The 17,614-nt window shown below is 64.6% G+C and carries 15 protein-coding genes, 1 tRNA gene and 1 pseudogene; 8 read left to right on the top strand and 9 right to left on the bottom strand.

Going from position 1 to position 17,614, the window contains the following annotated elements; all coding sequences use genetic code 11:
• Positions 1-162: 162 nt before the first annotated feature.
• Positions 163-1,083, top strand: a complete 921-nt coding sequence (locus tag IV113_RS18870; RefSeq protein ID WP_291088172.1) for a LysR family transcriptional regulator — start codon at positions 163-165, stop codon at positions 1,081-1,083.
• Positions 1,084-1,172: 89 nt separating this feature from the next.
• Here the strand turns inward: IV113_RS18870 and IV113_RS18865 are convergent, their stop codons facing one another.
• Positions 1,173-2,915 (bottom strand): AMP-binding protein, encoded by a 1,743-nt coding sequence (locus IV113_RS18865; protein ID WP_291088169.1) that lies wholly within the window; start codon positions 2,913-2,915, stop codon positions 1,173-1,175.
• A gap of 35 nt (positions 2,916-2,950) precedes the next feature.
• On the opposite strand from IV113_RS18865, the gene IV113_RS18860 reads away from it, so the two are divergent.
• The 6 genes from IV113_RS18860 (at position 2,951) to IV113_RS18835 (ending at position 9,526) form a co-directional block, all read left to right on the top strand.
• On the top strand, positions 2,951-3,868 hold the full coding sequence (locus IV113_RS18860; protein WP_291088167.1) for an alpha/beta hydrolase: 918 nt from the start codon (positions 2,951-2,953) through the stop codon (positions 3,866-3,868).
• 77 nt (positions 3,869-3,945) lie between these two features.
• On the top strand, positions 3,946-4,485 hold the full coding sequence (locus IV113_RS18855; protein WP_291088164.1) for a hypothetical protein: 540 nt from the start codon (positions 3,946-3,948) through the stop codon (positions 4,483-4,485).
• Between the two features lie 70 nt (positions 4,486-4,555).
• Positions 4,556-5,660, top strand: a protein-coding gene (gene prfB, locus IV113_RS18850) for a peptide chain release factor 2 (protein WP_291088162.1) whose coding sequence is annotated in 2 segments (ribosomal slippage) — positions 4,556-4,636 and positions 4,638-5,660 — 1,104 coding nt in all. Because the reading frame shifts where the segments join, the coding sequence is not laid out codon by codon here.
• Between the two features lie 3 nt (positions 5,661-5,663).
• A complete protein-coding gene (pepN, locus tag IV113_RS18845; RefSeq protein WP_291088159.1) occupies positions 5,664-8,360 on the top strand; it encodes an aminopeptidase N in 2,697 nt (898 codons plus the stop codon).
• 68 nt (positions 8,361-8,428) lie between these two features.
• Positions 8,429-9,439, top strand: a complete 1,011-nt coding sequence (locus IV113_RS18840; RefSeq protein WP_291088157.1) for a class 1 fructose-bisphosphatase — start codon at positions 8,429-8,431, stop codon at positions 9,437-9,439.
• Positions 9,440-9,450: 11 nt separating this feature from the next.
• Positions 9,451-9,526 (top strand) — tRNA-Thr (locus tag IV113_RS18835).
• Between the two features lie 69 nt (positions 9,527-9,595).
• Here the strand turns inward: IV113_RS18835 and IV113_RS18830 are convergent.
• The gene (locus IV113_RS18830; protein ID WP_291088154.1) at positions 9,596-10,843 is read right to left on the bottom strand and encodes an FAD-binding oxidoreductase; all 1,248 of its coding nucleotides are present in this window, start codon (positions 10,841-10,843) and stop codon (positions 9,596-9,598) included.
• Between the two features lie 214 nt (positions 10,844-11,057).
• Between IV113_RS18830 and IV113_RS18825 the strand changes: the two genes are divergently transcribed.
• Entirely contained in the window at positions 11,058-12,050 is a 993-nt protein-coding gene (locus tag IV113_RS18825) for a porin (RefSeq protein WP_291088151.1), read from the top strand.
• An 86-nt stretch (positions 12,051-12,136) separates the two neighbouring features.
• Here IV113_RS18825 and soxB read toward each other — a convergent pair whose 3' ends face one another.
• The 7 genes and pseudogenes from soxB to IV113_RS18790 form a co-directional block, all read right to left on the bottom strand.
• On the bottom strand, positions 12,137-13,861 hold the full coding sequence (gene soxB, locus IV113_RS18820) for a thiosulfohydrolase SoxB (RefSeq protein WP_291088149.1): 1,725 nt from the start codon (positions 13,859-13,861) through the stop codon (positions 12,137-12,139).
• Complete coding sequence (gene soxX / locus IV113_RS18815; RefSeq protein ID WP_291088146.1) at positions 13,858-14,508, bottom strand: sulfur oxidation c-type cytochrome SoxX; 651 nt, start codon at positions 14,506-14,508, stop codon at positions 13,858-13,860. The genes soxB and soxX overlap by 4 nt, the downstream gene beginning before the upstream one ends.
• A 14-nt stretch (positions 14,509-14,522) precedes the next feature.
• Positions 14,523-15,332 (bottom strand): sulfur oxidation c-type cytochrome SoxA, encoded by an 810-nt coding sequence (gene soxA, locus IV113_RS18810; protein ID WP_291088144.1) that lies wholly within the window; start codon positions 15,330-15,332, stop codon positions 14,523-14,525.
• 44 nt (positions 15,333-15,376) lie between these two features.
• On the bottom strand, positions 15,377-15,688 hold the full coding sequence (soxZ, locus tag IV113_RS18805; RefSeq protein WP_291088142.1) for a thiosulfate oxidation carrier complex protein SoxZ: 312 nt from the start codon (positions 15,686-15,688) through the stop codon (positions 15,377-15,379).
• A gap of 49 nt (positions 15,689-15,737) precedes the next feature.
• Positions 15,738-16,193 (bottom strand): thiosulfate oxidation carrier protein SoxY, encoded by a 456-nt coding sequence (gene soxY / locus IV113_RS18800; protein WP_291088139.1) that lies wholly within the window; start codon positions 16,191-16,193, stop codon positions 15,738-15,740.
• A 161-nt stretch (positions 16,194-16,354) separates the two neighbouring features.
• Positions 16,355-17,434 (bottom strand): c-type cytochrome, encoded by a 1,080-nt coding sequence (locus tag IV113_RS18795; protein WP_291088136.1) that lies wholly within the window; start codon positions 17,432-17,434, stop codon positions 16,355-16,357.
• A pseudogene (locus IV113_RS18790) lies at positions 17,418-17,614 on the bottom strand (sulfite dehydrogenase); the annotation flags it as partial. The pseudogene IV113_RS18790 and the gene IV113_RS18795, both read right to left, overlap by 17 nt.

Below are 17,614 nucleotides of genomic sequence, written 5' to 3'. Positions count from 1 at the left end.
AGCCCACCACGCGGCAGGCCAGCCGAAGCGCATCGTATGAAGGCCCCACCCGCTTTCAAAATTCAATATTGCTGCGGTAAGCTATCTCGAAAATAGAGATCAAGGGTTTACCCATATCTTTTTTGCACCGCAACAGGGCGCCACGTTTCACGGTGCACCAGCATGAACCGGCACATCACGCTCAAGCAGTTCCGCTACTTCCTTGCGGTGGCCGAATCGGACTCGGTGGCCGCCGCCTCGCGCATGCTCAGCATCGCGCAGTCGGCCATCACCAAGAGCGTGCTCGAGCTCGAAGACGAACTGGGCCTGGTGCTGTTCGAGCGCAGCCCCAAGGGCATGCGGCTCACGCCCGAGGGTCACCGTTTCCAGGTGAAGGCACGGCGCGTGATCGGCGCCGTGGCCGATGCCACACGTGGCGTGTACCCGAGTGCCACGCCGCTGACAGGCGCGCTCACCATCGGCGTGACCAGCCTGGTCGCCGGCTACTACCTCTCCGAGGTGTTCGCGCGTTTTCGCCGCACCTGCCCGGGCGTGGATCTGCAGGTGGTGGAAGACGCCCCACCCTTCCTCGAACACCTGTTGATCAACGGTGAGCTGGACATCGCGATCATGGTGAGCAACGCACTGGGCGAGCCGCAGGCGCTGGTGGCGGAGACGCTCACGCGCTCACCCAACCGCGTGTGGATGGCGGCCGACCACCCATTAGCCTCACAGGCGGAGGTGAGTCTTGCCGAGTGCGTGCAACACGATCTGGTGGTGCTGCAGGCCGACCGCATCGAGGTGTTGATGCGCAGCGTGTGGGCACGTCACCAACTGAAGCCGCGCACGGTGTTGCGCACCTCGTCGCTGGAGGCAGTGCGTTCGCTGGTGGGGGTAGGTGCTGGCTTGGCAGTGTTGCCGGATTTTCTGTACCGGCCGTGGACGCTGGACGCCGAGCACGTGGAGGTGCGGACCTTGCGCGACGCCGTGCCCACTGTGGATGTGGGGCTGGTGTGGCGGCGTGGTTCTCAACCTCGCGCGGAGGTGCTGGAGTTCATCGAGGTGGCGCGGGACCAGTCGCGGTCTCGGCGTCCTTTGGCCTGAGTTCTTTTTTTTCCGGCTTGGTCCGGTCATCGGCGACCACGGAGGACATTCGCGGAGCAGAACGCCGTGCGCTCACGAGCCCGCGAGGTTCAGGCACGCAACGCAGCCCGCGATTCTTCCTGCAACCGCAACACCCGCCGCTGCACCTTGCCCGTGGTGGTCATCGGCAAGGCGTCGATGAACTCGATCTCTTTCGGGTATTCGTACGGCGCAAGCTTGCCCTTCACATGCGCCTGCAGTTTCTTCACCAATTCATCACTTGCCATGTGCCCCGGAGCCAGCACCACATAGGCCTTGACCACCGCGCCGCGCTCCGCATCGGGCTTGGGCACCACCGCCGCGTTGGCCACGGCCGGGTGCTTCACCAGACAGTTCTCGATCTCGCTCGGCCCGATGCGGTAACCCGCGGCCTTGAACACATCGTCCGCGCGGCCCTGGTACCAGAGATAGCCGTCAGCGTCGCGCGTGGCCATGTCGCCCGTGCGGCACCAGCTGTTGGCCATGTCGCCCGTGTACTTGGCCCGGGTCGACGCCTCGTTCTTCCAGTAGCCCAGAAAAAAGATCGGGTCGGGATCGCCGTGCACGTCGAGCCGGTGCACCGCCACATCGCCGGGCACGCCCACCGGGCACTCGTTGCCCTCGTCGTCAATCACCGCCACGCGGTGGCCCGGGTAGCCCTTGCCCATGCTGCCTGGCCTGGCCGGATAGAGACGCACGCAGTTGCCCACGATGTAATTGATCTCGGTCTGACCGAACATCTCGTTCACCGTCACGCCCAGCTGGTCCTGGCAGTAGGCGAACACCGCGTCACCCACCGCCTCGCCTGCGCTCATGAGGCCCTCCAGCTTGAAGCGGTATTGCTTCTTCGGCGCGGGGATGGCCTTCATCATGGCTTTGAGCGCCGTGGGAAACAAAAAGCTGTGCGTGACGCCGTGGCGCTCGATCAGCTCGAACGCGGTCTGCGGGCTGAACCGTCCGTTGAACGCGACGATGGGGCGGCCAAAATACAGCGCGGGCAGCAGCGCGTCCATGAGGCCACCGGTCCAGGCCCAGTCGGCCGGCGACCAGAACACCGCCTTGGAAGGAGCCGAGGCGTTGAACGGGTCGAATCCGAACCAGTTCTGGCTGCACACGAAACCGGTGAGGTTGCCGATGAGCGCGCGGTGCGGAATCAGCGCGCCCTTGGGGTTGCCGGTGGTGCCGCTGGTGTAGATGAGCACGGCCGCCTCGTCGGCCAGCGTGTTCACGGGTGTGAATTCAGCCGGCTCCTGCGCGAGCAGCTCGGTCCAGTCGAGATCGGCGCGCATGCCCTCGGGCGTGCCGTCACCGTCCAGCCCGATCACGCAGCGCAGCAGCGGGCAATCGTCGCGCACACCCAGCAATGCGGGCAACGAAGGCTGGTCACAGATGGCCGCCACCGCTTCGCTGTCCTGCAGCCGGAACTCCAGCGCCTCGGGCCCGAAGAGTTGCGACAGCGGCATGCCCACGGCGCCCATCTGCAGCACCGCCATGTAGGCCACCGCCGTTTCGAAGCGCTGCGGCAGCACGATGGCCACGCGGTCACCGCGTTGCACGCCCAGCGCAGCCAGTGCGTTGGACAAGCGGTTCGCTTGGTCAAGCAGTTCGGCATAGCTGTGGCGCCGATCCTTCTGCTGGGGCGCACACGCGATCACAGCCGTGTCGCGGGCGCGCGTGGGGTCCTGCGCCCAGCGCCGCATGCACATCTGCGCCATGTTGAAGTGTTCGGGCACCTCCCAGCCAAAGCGGCTGTGCAAGGCGTCGTACAGGTCGACGGGGGTGCTTGTCTTGTCTCTGGCTTGACTCGGGCGCATGGTGTCTCTCGGTCTCGTTCTCTATGATTCGACGAATGTACCAAGCACTGAGAGCCTCGCGCAGCGAATTCGTCCCGGTCCGCAATCTGAGCTACCACGTGCGCACATGGGGTCAGCGCAGCGACACCGTGACGCCGCTGGTGCTGGTGCATGGCTGGATGGATGTGGCGGCTTCGTGGCAGTTTGTGGTGGACGCCTTGCAGACCGAGCGCTGGATCATCGCGCCCGACTGGCGCGGCTTCGGGCACACCCGCCTTGAAGGGCCGGCGGTCGACAGCTACTGGTTCCCCGACTACATGGCCGATCTCGACGCCCTGCTCGATCATTACGTCGGCGAGCGCAAGGTCGATCTGGTGGGCCACAGCATGGGCGGCAACATTGCCATGATGTATGCGGGCGTTCGGCCCGAGCGCATCAAGCACCTGGTCAACCTCGAAGGCTTCGGCATGCCCGAGACGCGGCCCGCGCAAGCGCCCGGGCGCTACGCGCAGTGGATGGACGAGATCAAGACCGTCCAACGCGGCGGCAAGGCGCTCAAGAGCTACCCCGACGCCGATGGCGTGGCGCGCCGGCTCATGAAAACCAACCCGCGACTGGAGCAAGAGAAGGCCGACTGGCTGGCCCAACAATGGGCAGCGCCCAACGCGCAGGGTGAGTGGGAGATTCTGGGCGACGCGGGGCACAAGGTGACCAGTGCCCACCTGTACCGCCTGGACGAAGCGCTGGAGATCTACCGGCGCATCAGCGCGCCGGTGCTGTCCGTCACCGCCAGTGACGACAGCCTGGGGCAGTGGTGGAAAGGCTCGTTCACGCTGGCCCAGTACCTGGAACGCATCCGTGCCGTGCCGCGGCTGGAAAGCGCCGTGGTGCAGGAGGCGGGCCACATGATGCACCATGACCAGCCCGCAGAACTGGCGCGTCTGATCGAAACATTCCTGAACAGCGTGCCCTGACCGGTCCCGGGCGCAAATGCGGGTTGTTGCAAACCTTTCACCCTGCAATCAAAAGGGGGCGGGCATACTCGCGCGTTATGAAATCTTTCCACCACGCGCTCTTCAAGCCTGCCACCGCCGCTGCGCTTGGCCTTCTGATGGGTGCACCGGCCATGGCGGGTACCTGGGATTTGTGTCCGGGCTACGACCAGCCCGCCAGTGCAGCGCCTGATGCCCCTCGCTACGAGGCCTTCTTCTCGCCCTACACCCACCACTGGACCTCGGACGATGAGCACGAGCAGGTGTATGCGGTCAGCGTGAGCCGCCTGCTGCCCAACAACCGCTACTGCGGCTTCAGCCTGTTCAACAATTCGTTCGGTCAGCCATCGGCTTACGCCTTCGTGGGCAAGAGCTGGCCCGGCTTCTGGCAGGCCCAGCCACAGCTCTATGTGTCGGTGAGCGCCGGCATCATCTACGGCTATGTGGGCCAGTACAAGAACAAGGTGCCCATGAACGTGGGCGGCTTCGCGCCCGTGATCATTCCCGCCATCGGCTACCGCCTGTCACCCAAGAGCACGCTCGAGATCCAGCTGCTGGGCACCGCTGCGGTCATGTTCGGTACCACCTGGCGCTTTTAAAGGCCACGACCGCTGGCGGCAGGATGGCGTGAGAAAATCGCGGTTTTGACATTGACCGCAGGAATACCCCATGGAAGCCGAACGCAGTAACGCCATCCGAAGCCAGCTCGAAGACCTGACCACACGCGTGGTCGAGCTCCGGAGGTATCTTTGACTACGATGCCAAAGCATCGAAGTTGAAGGAAGTCGAGTCGGCACTGGAAGACCCCACGGTCTGGAACGACCCCAAACGCGCCCAGGACCTGGGCCGCGAGAAAAAATCCCTCGAAGACGTGGTGCTGGTGCTCGACCGCCTCACCGGTGAATTGGCGGACAACACCGAGTTGTTCGAGATGTCGAGCGAAGACGGCGATGTCGCCGGCCTGATCACCATCGAAGGTGAAGCCGCCAAGGTTGCGGTCGAGGTGGAGAAGCTCGAATTCCGCCGCATGTTCAGCAACCCGTCCGATCCGTTGAACTGTTTCCTGGACATCCAGGCCGGCGCCGGCGGCACCGAAGCCTGCGACTGGGCCAGCATGCTGCTCCGCCAGTACCTGCGCTACGCCGAGCGCAAGGGCTTCAAGACCATCATCGAAGACGAGACCGAGGGCGACACCGCCGGCATCAAGAGCGCCACCATCAAGATCGAAGGCGACTACGCCTTTGGCCTGCTGCGCACCGAAACCGGTGTGCACCGCCTGGTGCGCAAGAGCCCGTTCGACTCCTCGGGTGGGCGCCACACCTCGTTCGCGTCGGTGTTCGTGTACCCCGAGATCGACGACTCGATCGAGATCAACATCAACCCGTCCGACGTGCGCACCGACACCTATCGCGCCTCGGGCGCCGGTGGTCAGCACATCAACAAGACCGACTCGGCCGTGCGCCTCACGCACATTCCCACCGGCATCGTGGTGCAGTGCCAGGACGGTCGCAGCCAGCACGGCAACCGCGACGTGGCCTGGAAACGCCTGCGCTCCAAGCTGTACGACTTCGAACTGCGCAAGCAGCAGGAAGAACAGCAGAAGCTGGAAGACACCAAGACCGACGTGGGCTGGGGTCACCAGATCCGCTCTTACGTGCTGGACAACAGCCGCATCAAGGACCTGCGCACCAACGTCGAGATTTCCGCCACACAGAAAGTGCTGGACGGAGACCTCGATCCCTTCATCGAAGCGTCCCTCAAACAAGGGGTTTGATCCATGAGTTCACTGCGTGAAGGCCCCACCACCGTGGTTCGCCGCGAAGACTACGCCGCCCCGGCTTACTGGATCGACACGGTCGACCTGTGCTTCGACCTGGACCCGGCCAAGACGCGCGTGCTCAACAAGATGCGTCTGCGCCGCAACCCCGACGTGCCGGCGCAAGCCTTGCGGCTCGATGGTGAAGACCTGAACCTCGCGCGCGTGCTGGTCAACGGTGCGGGCTGCTCGTTCAAGATGGACGGCCAACAGCTCGTGCTGGAGAGTCTGCCCGAAGGCACCGAGCCGTTCGATCTGGAAATCTTCACCACCTGCACCCCCGAGAAGAACACCCAGCTCATGGGCCTGTACGTGAGCCAGGGCACCTTCTTCACGCAGTGCGAGGCCGAGGGCTTTCGCCGCATCACGTATTTCCTGGACCGCCCCGACGTGATGGCCAGCTACACCGTGACGCTGCGCGCCGACAAGGCCAAGTACCCGGTGCTGCTGTCCAACGGCAACCTGGTGGAAGAAGGCAAGTTGCCCGATGGGCGTCATTTCGCCAAGTGGGTCGACCCGCACAAGAAGCCCTGCTATCTGTTCGCGCTCGTCGCCGGCCAGTTGGTGGCGCGCGAGCAGCGCATCACCTCGCGCAGCGGCGGCAACCACCTCTTGCAGGTGTATGTGCGCCCGGGCGACATGGACAAGACCGAACACGCCATGAACTCGCTGATCGCCAGCGTGGCCTGGGACGAAGCCCGCTTCGGCCTGCCGCTCGATCTGGAGCGCTTCATGATCGTGGCCACCGCCGACTTCAACATGGGCGCGATGGAGAACAAGGGCCTCAACATCTTCAACACCAAGTACGTGCTGGCCAACAGCGCCACCGCCACCGACACCGACTTCGCCAACATCGAATCGGTCGTGGGCCACGAGTACTTCCACAACTGGACCGGCAACCGCGTGACCTGCCGCGACTGGTTCCAGCTGAGCCTGAAGGAAGGCCTCACCGTCTTCCGCGACCAGGAATTCAGCATGGACCTGTGTGCCGAGCCCTCGGCGCGCGCGGTCAAGCGCATTGAAGACGTGCGCGTGCTGCGCACCGCGCAGTTTCCCGAAGACGCCGGCCCCATGGCGCACCCGGTGCGGCCCGACAGCTACGTGGAGATCAACAACTTCTACACCGTCACCGTGTACGAAAAAGGCGCCGAGGTCGTGCGCATGATGCAGACACTGGTGGGGCGCGACGGCTTCGCCCAGGGCATGAAGCTCTACTTCGAGCGGCACGACGGCCAGGCCGTCACCTGCGACGACTTCGCGCAATCGGTGGCCGACGCCAACCCGCACAGCGATCTGGCGCGCCTGCTGCCGCAGTTCAAGCGCTGGTACAGCCAGGCCGGCACACCGCGCCTGCGCGCCGAGGGTGTGTATGACGCGGCTGCCCGCAGCTACACGCTCACCCTCACCCAGAGCTGCGCGCCCACGCCCGGCCAAAGCGCCAAGGAGCCGTTCGTGATTCCCGTCTCGCTCGGACTGCTGAGCGCCGACGGCACGCAACTGCCGCTGCAACTTGCCCACTGGACCCAGCCCGAAACCGGCAGCCGCACCTTCGTTTTGACGCAAACCAGCGAGAGCTTCACCTTCGTCAATCTCGACAGCGAACCCGTGCCCTCGCTGCTGCGCGGCTTCTCGGCGCCCGTGGTGCTCGACTGCCACTACACCGACGCGCAACTGCTCACGCTGCTGGCCTCCGACCCCGACCCGTTCAACCGCTGGGAAGCCGCCCAGCGCCTGGCCCTGCGTCGCGCGCTCATGGCCATCTTGAGCGACGACCCGGTGCCCGACGCACCGCTGGACGCGGCGTTCCTCGGCGCCATGCGCGATGTCTTGCGTCACGACACGCTGGACGCGGCGTTCAAGGAACTCGTGCTCACGCTGCCCAGCGAGACCTACATCTCGGAGCAGTTGGGCGAAGTGGATCCGCAGCGCGTGCACGCCGTGCGCGAAGCCATGCGGCTGCAACTGGCGCAGGCCCTGCAAGCCGACTGGGCCTGGGCGTTCGACGCGCACAAGGACAACGGCGCCTACCGCCCCGACCCGGTGAGCACCGGCCGCCGCGCGCTGGCCGGCATGGCACTGACCATGTTGTGTCTGGACGCACGCACCAGCGGCGATGTGGTGTGGCCCGGCCGCGCCTACCAGCGCTTCAAGGACGCGGGCAACATGACCGACCGCTTCAACGCCTTGTCGGCCCTGGTGGTGAGCGACCACGCCCTGGCGCGTGACGCCCTCGCCCGCTTCCACAGCATGTTCCAGAACGAAGACCTGGTGCTCGACAAGTGGTTTGCCCTGCAAGCCGGCGCACCCGATCGCGGTGGCAATGTGCTGCCCGCGGTGCGCCAGCTCATGAAGCACCCCGACTTCCACCTGAAGAACCCCAACCGCGCGCGCAGCGTGATCTTCAGCTACTGCAGCGCCAACCCCGGCGCGTTCCACCGCGCGGACGCGGCGGGCTACCTGTACTGGAGCGAGCGCGTCGTCGAACTCGACGCCTTCAACCCGCAGGTGGCCGCCCGCCTGGCGCGCGCACTCGACCGCTGGAAAAAACTCGCCGAGCCCTACCGCAGCGCCGCGCGAGAAGCCATCGCCCGCGTGGCCGCCAAGACCGACCTGAGCAACGACGTGCGCGAAGTCGTCACCCGCGCGCTCGCCGATTGAATTTCCTCCGTCCACGCCACCCATACCGTTCGGGCTGAGCCTGTCGAAGCCCTCACCAGACCTTCCTCATGAGCAACAAACGCATCTCCCTCACCCGCTACCTCGTCGAACAACAACGCGTCGACGGCCACATCCCTTCTCAGCTGCGCCTGCTGCTGGAAGTGGTGGCCCGCGCCTGCAAGAGCATCAGCCAGGCCGTCAACAAAGGCGACCTCGGCGGTGTGCTCGGCGCTGCCACCACCGAGAACGTGCAAGGCGAGATGCAGAAGCAGCTCGACATCATTGCCAACGAGGTGCTGATCGAAGCCAACGAATGGGGCGGCCACCTCGCGGCCATGGCCAGCGAGGAAATGGACAGCATCTACGTGGTGCCCAACCGCTACCCGCAGGGTGAATACCTGCTGCTGTTCGACCCGCTCGACGGCTCCAGCAACATCGACGTGAACGTCAGCATCGGCACCATCTTCAGCGTGCTCAAGAAGCCCGAAGGCAGCGCCGGCGTGAGCGAGCAAGACTTCCTGCAACCCGGCGCCCAGCAAGTGGCCGCCGGCTACTGCGTGTACGGCCCGCAGACCACGCTGGTGCTCACCGTGGGCGACGGCGTGGCCATGTTCACGCTCGACCGCGAGCAGGGTTCGTTCGTGCTCACCAAAGAGAACGTGCAGATCCCGCCCGACACGAAAGAATTTGCCATCAACATGAGCAACATGCGCCACTGGGACGCCCCGGTGAAGCGCTACGTGGACGAATGCCTGGCCGGCCAGGAAGGCCCCCGCGGCAAGGACTTCAACATGCGCTGGGTGGCCAGCATGGTGGCCGACGTGCACCGCATCCTCACACGTGGCGGCGTCTTCCTGTACCCCTGGGACAAGCGCGAACCCGAGAAGCCCGGCAAGTTGCGCCTGATGTACGAAGCCAACCCCATGGGCTGGCTGGTCGAACAGGCCGGCGGCGCCGCCACCAACGGCAAACAGCGCATCCTGGACATCCAGCCCGGCAAACTGCACGAACGTGTGAGCGTGGTCCTGGGCTCGAAGAACGAAGTCGAGCGCGTGACCAGCTATCACACCGGGCTATAATCGCGGGCGTTGCCGGTGTAGCTCAGTCGGTAGAGCAGCTCATTCGTAATGAGAAGGTCGGGTGTTCGATTCATCTCTCCGGCACCAACATTTAAAAGCCCTGATTCGCAAGAGTCAGGGCTTTTTTCATGAGCCGGCCGCAACTCCCGCCAACTGCTACCCAAACCTCCCCGGCGAAAACGGCCTCACATCCACCCTCGGCGTCGCCCCGGTCATCATCGCCGCCAGCAATTCCCCCGTCACCGGCCCCAGCGTGAACCCCTGGTGCCCATGCCCAAAGCAGCACCACAGGCCGGGCACACCGGGCACGGCGCCGAAGACGGGTTTCATGTCGGGCATGCAGGGTCGCGTGCCCATCCAGGGTTCGGGGTCCACGCGTTCGCCGAGCGGGAAACTTTGCCGTGCGATCTTTTCGGCGGCGTCGATCTGGGTGGGCGTGCGTGGCGAATCGGCGTGGGCCAGCTCGGCGCCGGTGGTCAGGCGCAGGCCGTCTTTCATGGGTGCGACGACGTAGCCGTTCTCGGCGTCGATGATGGTGCTGTGCAGCGGCCTGTCGGGCAGGCGGGCGTAGTGCATGTGGTAGCCGCGCTTGGGGATCATCGGCGCGATATAGCCGTAGCGGGCTGTGAGTTCGAGCGTCCACGGCCCCAGCGCGACGACCACTTCGGCCGCTTCCAGCGTTTGCCCGTCAGCGGTGTCCACCTGCCAGCCGCCCGCATCGGTTTTGCGCAGTGTCATGGCATCGCCCAGGTGCACCGCCCCACCCCGCTGCTCGAACAGGCGCGCATAGGCCTGCACCAGATCACCGGGGCTGCTGATGGCCACGGGGTCGGTCCAGCGCACGGCGCCGGCGAACGCACCCACGAGCGAGGGCTCTTCGCGGGCCACGTCCGCGCCGGTGAGCTTGATGTGGTTCACGCCGTCCTCGGCGCGCTCGTCGGCCACCTCGAAGAAGCTTTGCAGCTCGCGCTCGGTGCGGTAGAGCATGAGGTAGCCCTGCCCCGCCACGAGGTGGTTGGCGCCCGCGTCGTTCATCAGCTGCGTGTGCGTTTCCAGCGAGAGCGCTATGAGGGTTTCGTACTCGCGGGAAATCTGCTTGTAGAGGTCCGGGGCGGAGTTGCGGTAGTAGGTCCATAGCGGGCCCAGCATGCGTGCGGCATCGCTGGCGTGGTAGCGCACGTCGACACGCTGGTTGGTCGCACCCGAGAGCAGGAAGCCCAGGTCGCGCGGCAGCGCGTAGGGTGCGATGGCCTCGCGCTGGATGATGCCGGCATTGCCGTACGACGTTTCCAGCCCCGGCGCACGCCGATCAACCAGCGCGACGGACTGGCCGCGGGCCTGCAGATGGAGCGCACAACCCACACCCACCATGCCGGCGCCGAGAACGATGGTGTCGTGTTTCATGGTGGAGCCCATTCTGGTTGCTGCGTTTTTTGTTGCATGCTGATGATAGCCCTGGCGGCCTGGGGGGCTTCTGTTGTAAATAACGGGAAAGCCCTGTTGCATTACATCGACGTAATCAAGTGGCCACTGGCAATCCATAGACTCCGGATCACTTCCTGCATGGTGCAGGGAGCACGGGCCACAAGCCAAGCATTTTTTCTTCGGAGCATCCCACATGAAAAAGAGCCTCATCGCTCTGGCCGTCCTGGCCACCACCGGCGCCGCATTCGCGCAATCGTCGGTCACGCTGTACGGCCGCATCGACACCTCGATCGGTGCCAACAAAGTCAATGGCGTGAGCACCACCCAGGTGTTCAGCGGCAACCTGACCACCAGCCGCTACGGCTTCCGTGGCACGGAAGATCTGGGCGGTGGCTTGAAGGCCAACTTCGTCCTCGAAAACGGTTTCAACTCCGACGACGGCACCCTGGGCACGGCCAACACCGCATTCAACCGCCAGTCGTGGGTGGGCCTGAGTGGTGGTTTTGGTGCCGTGAAGCTCGGCAAGACCGACAGCGTGTTCAAGGACGTTTACGACCTGGGCGTGGCCAGCAACCTGTTCGACTCGGAGTTCACCCCGGTCAAGATCGCCTACGCAGGCGTGTCCAACTTCGCCAGCCGCCCGGAAAACCAGCTCCGCTATGAGACGCCCAACATGGGTGGCTTCTCCGCAGGCCTGACCTACGCGCTGGACGAGAACGTGGCGCCCGCCACCGCCAACTCCGAAGTCACGGCCTTCAACCTGCGCTACCGCGCTGGCCCGCTGGACGTGGGCCTGGGCTACCAAGAGCAGGACAACGTCACCGCCACCCTGGACCGCGAGTACAGCGTGCTGTCCGCCGGCTACGACTTCGGCGTGGTTCGCGTGTCGGCTCAGGTCCACAACGCCAAGCAGCGCAGCGGCCTCAAGGACAGCGACTACGCCATCGGCGTGGCCATGCCCCTGGGCGCTTTCACCGTCTCGGCCGGTTATGCATCAAGCACGACCAAGACCAACGGCGTGAAAACGGCGGACGGCGAAGCGTTTGCCTTCGGCGCCACCTACACCCTGTCCAAGCGCACCAGCCTGTATGGCGCCTACCTCGACGGCGACGTGAAGAACCCTTCCACCGGCGCTACGACGACCGATCGCAAGCTCTACTCGATGGGCGTGGTTCACAACTTCTGATTTCCAAGCCCTCTCGACTCTCCAAGGCTTGTTCATACCCACCGCTCGCAAGGGCGGTGGGTTTTTTCATGGGCGCGCGAAAGTGCTCAGCCCGCCAGGCCCGGATTGCCGTCCATGCCGATCACGCGCGGCGTGTTGATCTGCACGCCCTTGATGACTTTCTTCGAGCGCAGATAGCCCGAGACGACGTCCCAGATCGGCTCGCCCTTCGCACCCTCTTGCACCGAAGCCCAGCCGGCCACCTTGTAGGACTTGTCGGCCTCGATCAGCTTGCCTTTGATGGTCATGTTGTTGATGCGCTGGCCCATGGCCGCATTGGGCGTGATCGTGTACTGCATGCCGCCCACGCGCACCATGTCCCCGCCTTGCTGGTAGTAGGGATCGGGGTTGAAGATGTTGTCGGCCACGTCTTCGAGGATGGTCTTGATCTGCTCGCCCGTGAAGGTGTTGAGCGTGGTGGCGGGGTAGGTCAGCGCCATCTGGTCCATCATGCGTTCATAGGTGATGGTGTCGCCCGGCAGCAGCGAGGTGCCCCAGCGCACGCCGGGAGAAAACGCCGCGTCAGCACCCTTGGTTTCCATCAGCGCGTCGCAGATCACCTGGTCCCATGAGCCGTTGAAGTTGCCGCGGCGGTACAGCAGGTCTTCGGTGACGGCGAGCTTCTCTTCAAGCTTGTCCTTGTACGGCGCGCGCACCTTGTCAATGTGCGCCTGCATCGCGGCGTCGGCCGGCAGCAGGTTGGAGAAGATGGGCAACAGCTTGTACTGAAAGCCCTGCACCTTGCCCCCCCGCACATCGAAGTCGAGCACGCCAAGAAACTTGGTGTTGGAGCCGGCGTTGGTCACCAGCGTCTGGCCGCCGGCGTTTTTCACCACGAAGGGCGCGGGCATGCCGTCGTGGGTGTGGCCACCCAGAATCGCGTCGATGCCGCGCACGCGCGAAGCCATCTTGATGTCCACGTCCATGCCGTTGTGCGAGAGCACCACCACCACCTGCGCGCCCTTGCCGCGCGCCTCGTCCACCATCTTCTGCATGTGCTCGTCCTGGATGCCGAAGGTCCAGTCGGGCACCATGTAGCGCGGGTTGGCAATGGGCGTGTAGGGGAAGGCCTGGCCGATCACCGCCACCTGCACGCCATTCATTTCGCGCATCGCATACGGCTTGAAAACCATGTCCTCGAAGTCGGTGGTCTTGATGTTCTGCGCGAGGAATTCCATGTTCCCCTTCAGATCCTTCTCCACGATCTCCTGCACGCGCTTGGCGCCGAAGGTGTGCTCCCAGTGCGAGGTCATCATGTTCACGCCGAGCAGCTTGCAGCCGTCCACCATGTCCTGGCCGTTTGTCCACAACGAGGTGGCCGAACCCTGCCAGGTGTCGCCACCGTCGAGCAGCAGCGCGTTGGGCCGGCTGGCCTTGAGCTGCTTGACGAGCGTGGCCAGGTGCGAGAAGCCACCCACCTTGCCGTAGGTCTTCGCGGCCTGGCTGAAATCAAGGTAAGAGAACGCGTGGGCCCGGGCAGAGCCAGGCTTGATGCCGAACTGCTTGAGGAGTTTCTCGCCCACGATGTGCGGCGGGCGGCCCACGGCATCGGCCACGCCCAGGTTCACGCTGGGTTCGCGGAAATGAATGGGGGTGAGCTGCGCGTGGCAGTCGGTGAAGTGCAGAAAGCTCACGTTGCCGAACTTGGGCACGTCGTACAGGCGCTCACCCGCCCCGGGGGCGGCGGCCAGCACATCGCGGTGGTTGAGGGCCATGCCGGTGGCACTCGCCACGGCCAGCACCTGCATGAATTCGCGGCGACTGAAGCTCATTTATTGACGGGCGAAGCCGGATCCAGCAGCAGGGCCATGACGTCCTGGATCTGCTTCTGGTTGAGGATGCCCATGTGGCCCACGCGCGGCATTTGTGAACACGCGTTGTAGGCGCGCGCGTTCCAGAGCTTGCCCCAGGTGTATTCCACGATGGCCTTGCCACCGGCGCTGGCCGGGTCGGTCACGCCGCGCAGCTTGCCGTAGTTGTAGAGGCTGGGGCCCAGCGTGCCAAAGGAGATCTCTTCCTTGCTGATCTGGTGGCAGTTGTAGCAATTGCCGCCGTTCTCGGAGGTGGCGGTATCGGTCCAGGTCAGGCCGCGGCCGCTCTGGGCGATCTTCTCGCCCTCTTTCCAGTCACCGATGAACTTGCCGTCGGTGGGCCACTTCACGGTCTTCATGCTGGCGTCTTCAATCGCCTTGGTCATCTTGGCGTCCAGCGGCTTGCCGGTGGCGTCGGCCACCGCGCACTCGGCGTTGGCCTGGTCCTGGTTGAGGCGATCCAGCGTGGCAATGCCGCGCGCCTGGAACGAGTTCTTGAGCATCTCGGCGGTGGCCTTGTTCACGTCGGCCGGTGTGGGTGCCGAGGTGCAGCCAGACAACACGATGGCTGCCACGGGCAGCAGGACCAGGGAATGGATTTTTTTCATTGTGTGTCTCCAGATCAGCGCTTGATGGCCGGCACGATGGACTCGGCCGTCTTGGCGTTCACGCCCATGTAGACGGACAAGGCGATGGTGGCCTCGCTGCCGAACTTGGGCTCTGGCCAGCGCATCTGGCGGAAGCAGTCGTTGAGGCGCAGTTGCATGCCCCACATCTGCGCGTTGGACACGCGGTAGGCCGGCCAGGCGGCAAAACCGATGCCGTCGCCCGGGTTCTTGGTGAGGTTGGGCAGGTCCTGCAGTCGGATGCGTTTGTCGTCGCTGCCGTGGCACGAAGCGCACGAGAAGTCGTGTGTGCCGCCGCGCGTGAAGAACAGCTGCTTGCCGGTCTCGAACATCATCTTTTCCTGTGCATGTTTCTGCGACAGGTTGAACTTCATGCCCTTGGACGCCGTGGCCACATAGGTGGCCAGCGCCGTCACGTTGGCCATCTCGCCACGGCCAAACGGCGTCTTGGTGATGTCCTCGGCCTTGAAGCCCTGCAGTGTCTCCATGCAGGTGATCAGGCGCGTCTCCAGATCCTGCACGCGCCCCGTGTCGGCGAAGTGCCTGGGCAGCTCAACGAACGCCCCCTTGATGACCCCAGGTCCCTTGCCCAGATCACACTGTTCCAGCGATGCGTTCTTTGGACCCCGCTTCTGTTTCCAGAGCTCCTCGCCCTTCATCTCGAACAGCTCGGCCGGGTTGCCGTCCTGCAGCATCTCGCGGTACTTGGCAATGCCTTCGGCGGCCGTGCCTTGCGCGTGCGAAACGCCGACAGCGCCACACAGCGCAGCCAGCGCCAGCAGCGAGGTGGTCAGGGTCTTCTTCATGGGGTCTCCTCTTGTTATTGCATCGGGAAAAAACGGGGCTCTGTTCAAGCGATCACTGCTTCGTCGGTGCGTGTATCGCCTTTGGTGTCCACCCACTTCACCACGACCTTGTCGCCCTTGGCACCGCCCTTGAACTTGAAGGACAGGAAAGGGTTTTGCGCCACGGCACCGCTGAAGGCGGCCTGCAGCACGACCTTGCCGTTGTGGGTGGCTTCCACGTCCTTGATGAAGTGGGCGGGAATGAGGGCGCCGGCAGCGTCCCTGCGCGTGCCGGGCTCCATGATGTGGGCCATGAGCACGCGGACGGTGGTTTCGTCACCAGCGACGGCGGCGCGAATGCGCATCGGATCAGCCATGTTGGACTCCTGAAATTCTTTGAATGGTTGGTGTGGAAAGGTCTGGCGATCAGCCGCCGCAACCGCCGAGCGTGACCTTGGTTTCCTTGAATGCCGAGAACAGCTTGCCGTCGGCCCGGACCACGGCGAACACGTTGGAGCTCTGGCCCATCTTCAGGCGGGTCTGCACATCGGCAGCGGTACCGGCGGGAATCTGGAAACCGGCGGCCATGGGCGTGGGGTTCTTCTCGACGATGAGGTAGATGTCGGTGGTGTTGGGCAGCTTGCTGGTGGCGCCCACGGGCACGACGGCGCCGTTTTCCGCGATGTCGGGGGCGACCACGGTCACCTGGTCGCTGCTGGCGGCGGTTCCGCCCAGGGCCTTGACCGCATCGGCCATGGTCTTGATGTCAAAACCGGCGCGGTCCATGGCGGCGTGCGCCTGGCTTTGCGTGACGATGCCCAACGACACCAGCGTGGCAAAAGCCCCGGTGGTCTTGAGGGCGACTCGGCGTGAGTTGTTCATGGGGGGCTCCTGGTGAAAAAAGAAAGCGGGTGAGTGTAGTGGCGAGGTATGCCCTGCGCTTGGGCGCAGCTTACGGCGATAGCGCGGAGAAGGGTCTTGGTAGTTACGAGTAAATGCGAATATTTAGAACCATGCCTTCTTGGACGCGGGCCACGCGGCGCTCACTTCGCGCCCGCGGCGATCCACCGGGCGATGGTGGCGGCCTCGGCGGCGCTGAGTTGCGGTTGGGGGGGCATGGGCATGGGGCCAAACACACCCACACCGCCCTCGCGGATCTTGACCGCGAGGTAGGCCTCCAGGCGCTCCTGGCCTTTGTGCCTGGTTGCAATCTCGGTGAAACCCGGGCCCACGATCTTCTGCTTCATGCCGTGGCATGCGGTGCAGCTGTTGGCGGCCAGCAGTGTTTTCACATCGCCGGTGGCCGGCTTGGCCGCCACCACCACAGCAGGCGCAGGCTGACTGCCCACTGCAGCGGAGGGCGCGGGCTTGGTCGTGTCGGCGCCGCGCACCGGGCCGATCACGCGGTTCTGTTCCTGGATGTTGCCGTGCGCGTCGCGCGCGAAGTCGGGCAGGAACGAGCGGATCGTCGTCTCCACCGGGCAGTCCTTCATGCAGGCCACGTTCTTCACGTCGCCCTTGCCGTTCGCCTTCCACAAAGGCTCGTAAAAGACCATGCCGTTGCGGTTGGGCATGCGCTTTTGCACATCAGCGATGTTCTGGTCGCTCAGGGTGAAGTTGGGCGGCACCACCTCGGCCAGGCTCAGCATGTAGGCCAGCACGCCGTACACCTCGTCGGGCTTGAGCGTCTTCGGCGCGTTCCAGGGCATGGCGCGGTTGATGTAGTCCCACAGCGTGGAGACGGTGGCCACCTTCATCATGGTGGTCTTCTGCGGGAAGGTGCTGCCCGGCTCCAGGTTCTTCACCCGGCCACGCTCGATGTCGGCCTGGGTGGTGCCGCCCACGATGGGTGTGAACACCTCGTTGGATTCGCCAAAGCTGCCGTGGCAGGAGGCGCACTGCGCTTCCCACACGCGCTCGCCCAGGGCCACGCTGCCCGCGCCTTTGGGCAAGCCCTTGAAGTCCGGGCGCACGTCGATGTCCCAGGCCTGCACCTCGGCTTTGGTCGCGTCGCGGCCGAGGTCGTGCCAGGGTGGGGTTTGGGCAAAGGCGTGGCCAGCGATCCAGGTCAGACAGATCAACAAGACTGAACGACACGACACGGCTTCAGAACACTTGAACATTGGAAACCTCGCCGTTTTCGGCCACACGCCACGACTGAATGGCGTTCTGGTGATACACCGAGCGCGTCCCGCGCACCGCGCGCAGCTGGTTGATCTCGGGCTGCACATAGCCCGTGCTGTCGATGGCGCGGCTCTGCAGCACGGCGGGCTTGCCGTCCCACACCCAGTCGATGTTGAAGC

The organism is Hydrogenophaga sp. (assembly GCF_018780385.1).
Lineage (GTDB): Bacteria > Pseudomonadota > Gammaproteobacteria > Burkholderiales > Burkholderiaceae_C > Hydrogenophaga.
The sequence above is the reverse complement of the archived record's forward strand: the minus strand, read 5'-3'. Positions and strand labels throughout refer to the sequence as shown.

Coding starts and splice junctions, on each gene's coding strand:
- IV113_RS18870 (WP_291088172.1), top strand. CDS start 163: ATGAACCGGCACATCACGCTCAAGCAGTTCCGCTACTTCCTTGCGGTG.
- IV113_RS18865 (WP_291088169.1), bottom strand. CDS start 2,915: ATGCGCCCGAGTCAAGCCAGAGACAAGACAAGCACCCCCGTCGACCTG.
- IV113_RS18860 (WP_291088167.1), top strand. CDS start 2,951: ATGTACCAAGCACTGAGAGCCTCGCGCAGCGAATTCGTCCCGGTCCGC.
- IV113_RS18855 (WP_291088164.1), top strand. CDS start 3,946: ATGAAATCTTTCCACCACGCGCTCTTCAAGCCTGCCACCGCCGCTGCG.
- pepN (WP_291088159.1), top strand. CDS start 5,664: ATGAGTTCACTGCGTGAAGGCCCCACCACCGTGGTTCGCCGCGAAGAC.
- IV113_RS18840 (WP_291088157.1), top strand. CDS start 8,429: ATGAGCAACAAACGCATCTCCCTCACCCGCTACCTCGTCGAACAACAA.
- IV113_RS18830 (WP_291088154.1), bottom strand. CDS start 10,843: ATGAAACACGACACCATCGTTCTCGGCGCCGGCATGGTGGGTGTGGGT.
- IV113_RS18825 (WP_291088151.1), top strand. CDS start 11,058: ATGAAAAAGAGCCTCATCGCTCTGGCCGTCCTGGCCACCACCGGCGCC.
- soxB (WP_291088149.1), bottom strand. CDS start 13,861: ATGAGCTTCAGTCGCCGCGAATTCATGCAGGTGCTGGCCGTGGCGAGT.
- soxX (WP_291088146.1), bottom strand. CDS start 14,508: ATGAAAAAAATCCATTCCCTGGTCCTGCTGCCCGTGGCAGCCATCGTG.
- soxA (WP_291088144.1), bottom strand. CDS start 15,332: ATGAAGAAGACCCTGACCACCTCGCTGCTGGCGCTGGCTGCGCTGTGT.
- soxZ (WP_291088142.1), bottom strand. CDS start 15,688: ATGGCTGATCCGATGCGCATTCGCGCCGCCGTCGCTGGTGACGAAACC.
- soxY (WP_291088139.1), bottom strand. CDS start 16,193: ATGAACAACTCACGCCGAGTCGCCCTCAAGACCACCGGGGCTTTTGCC.
- IV113_RS18795 (WP_291088136.1), bottom strand. CDS start 17,434: ATGTTCAAGTGTTCTGAAGCCGTGTCGTGTCGTTCAGTCTTGTTGATC.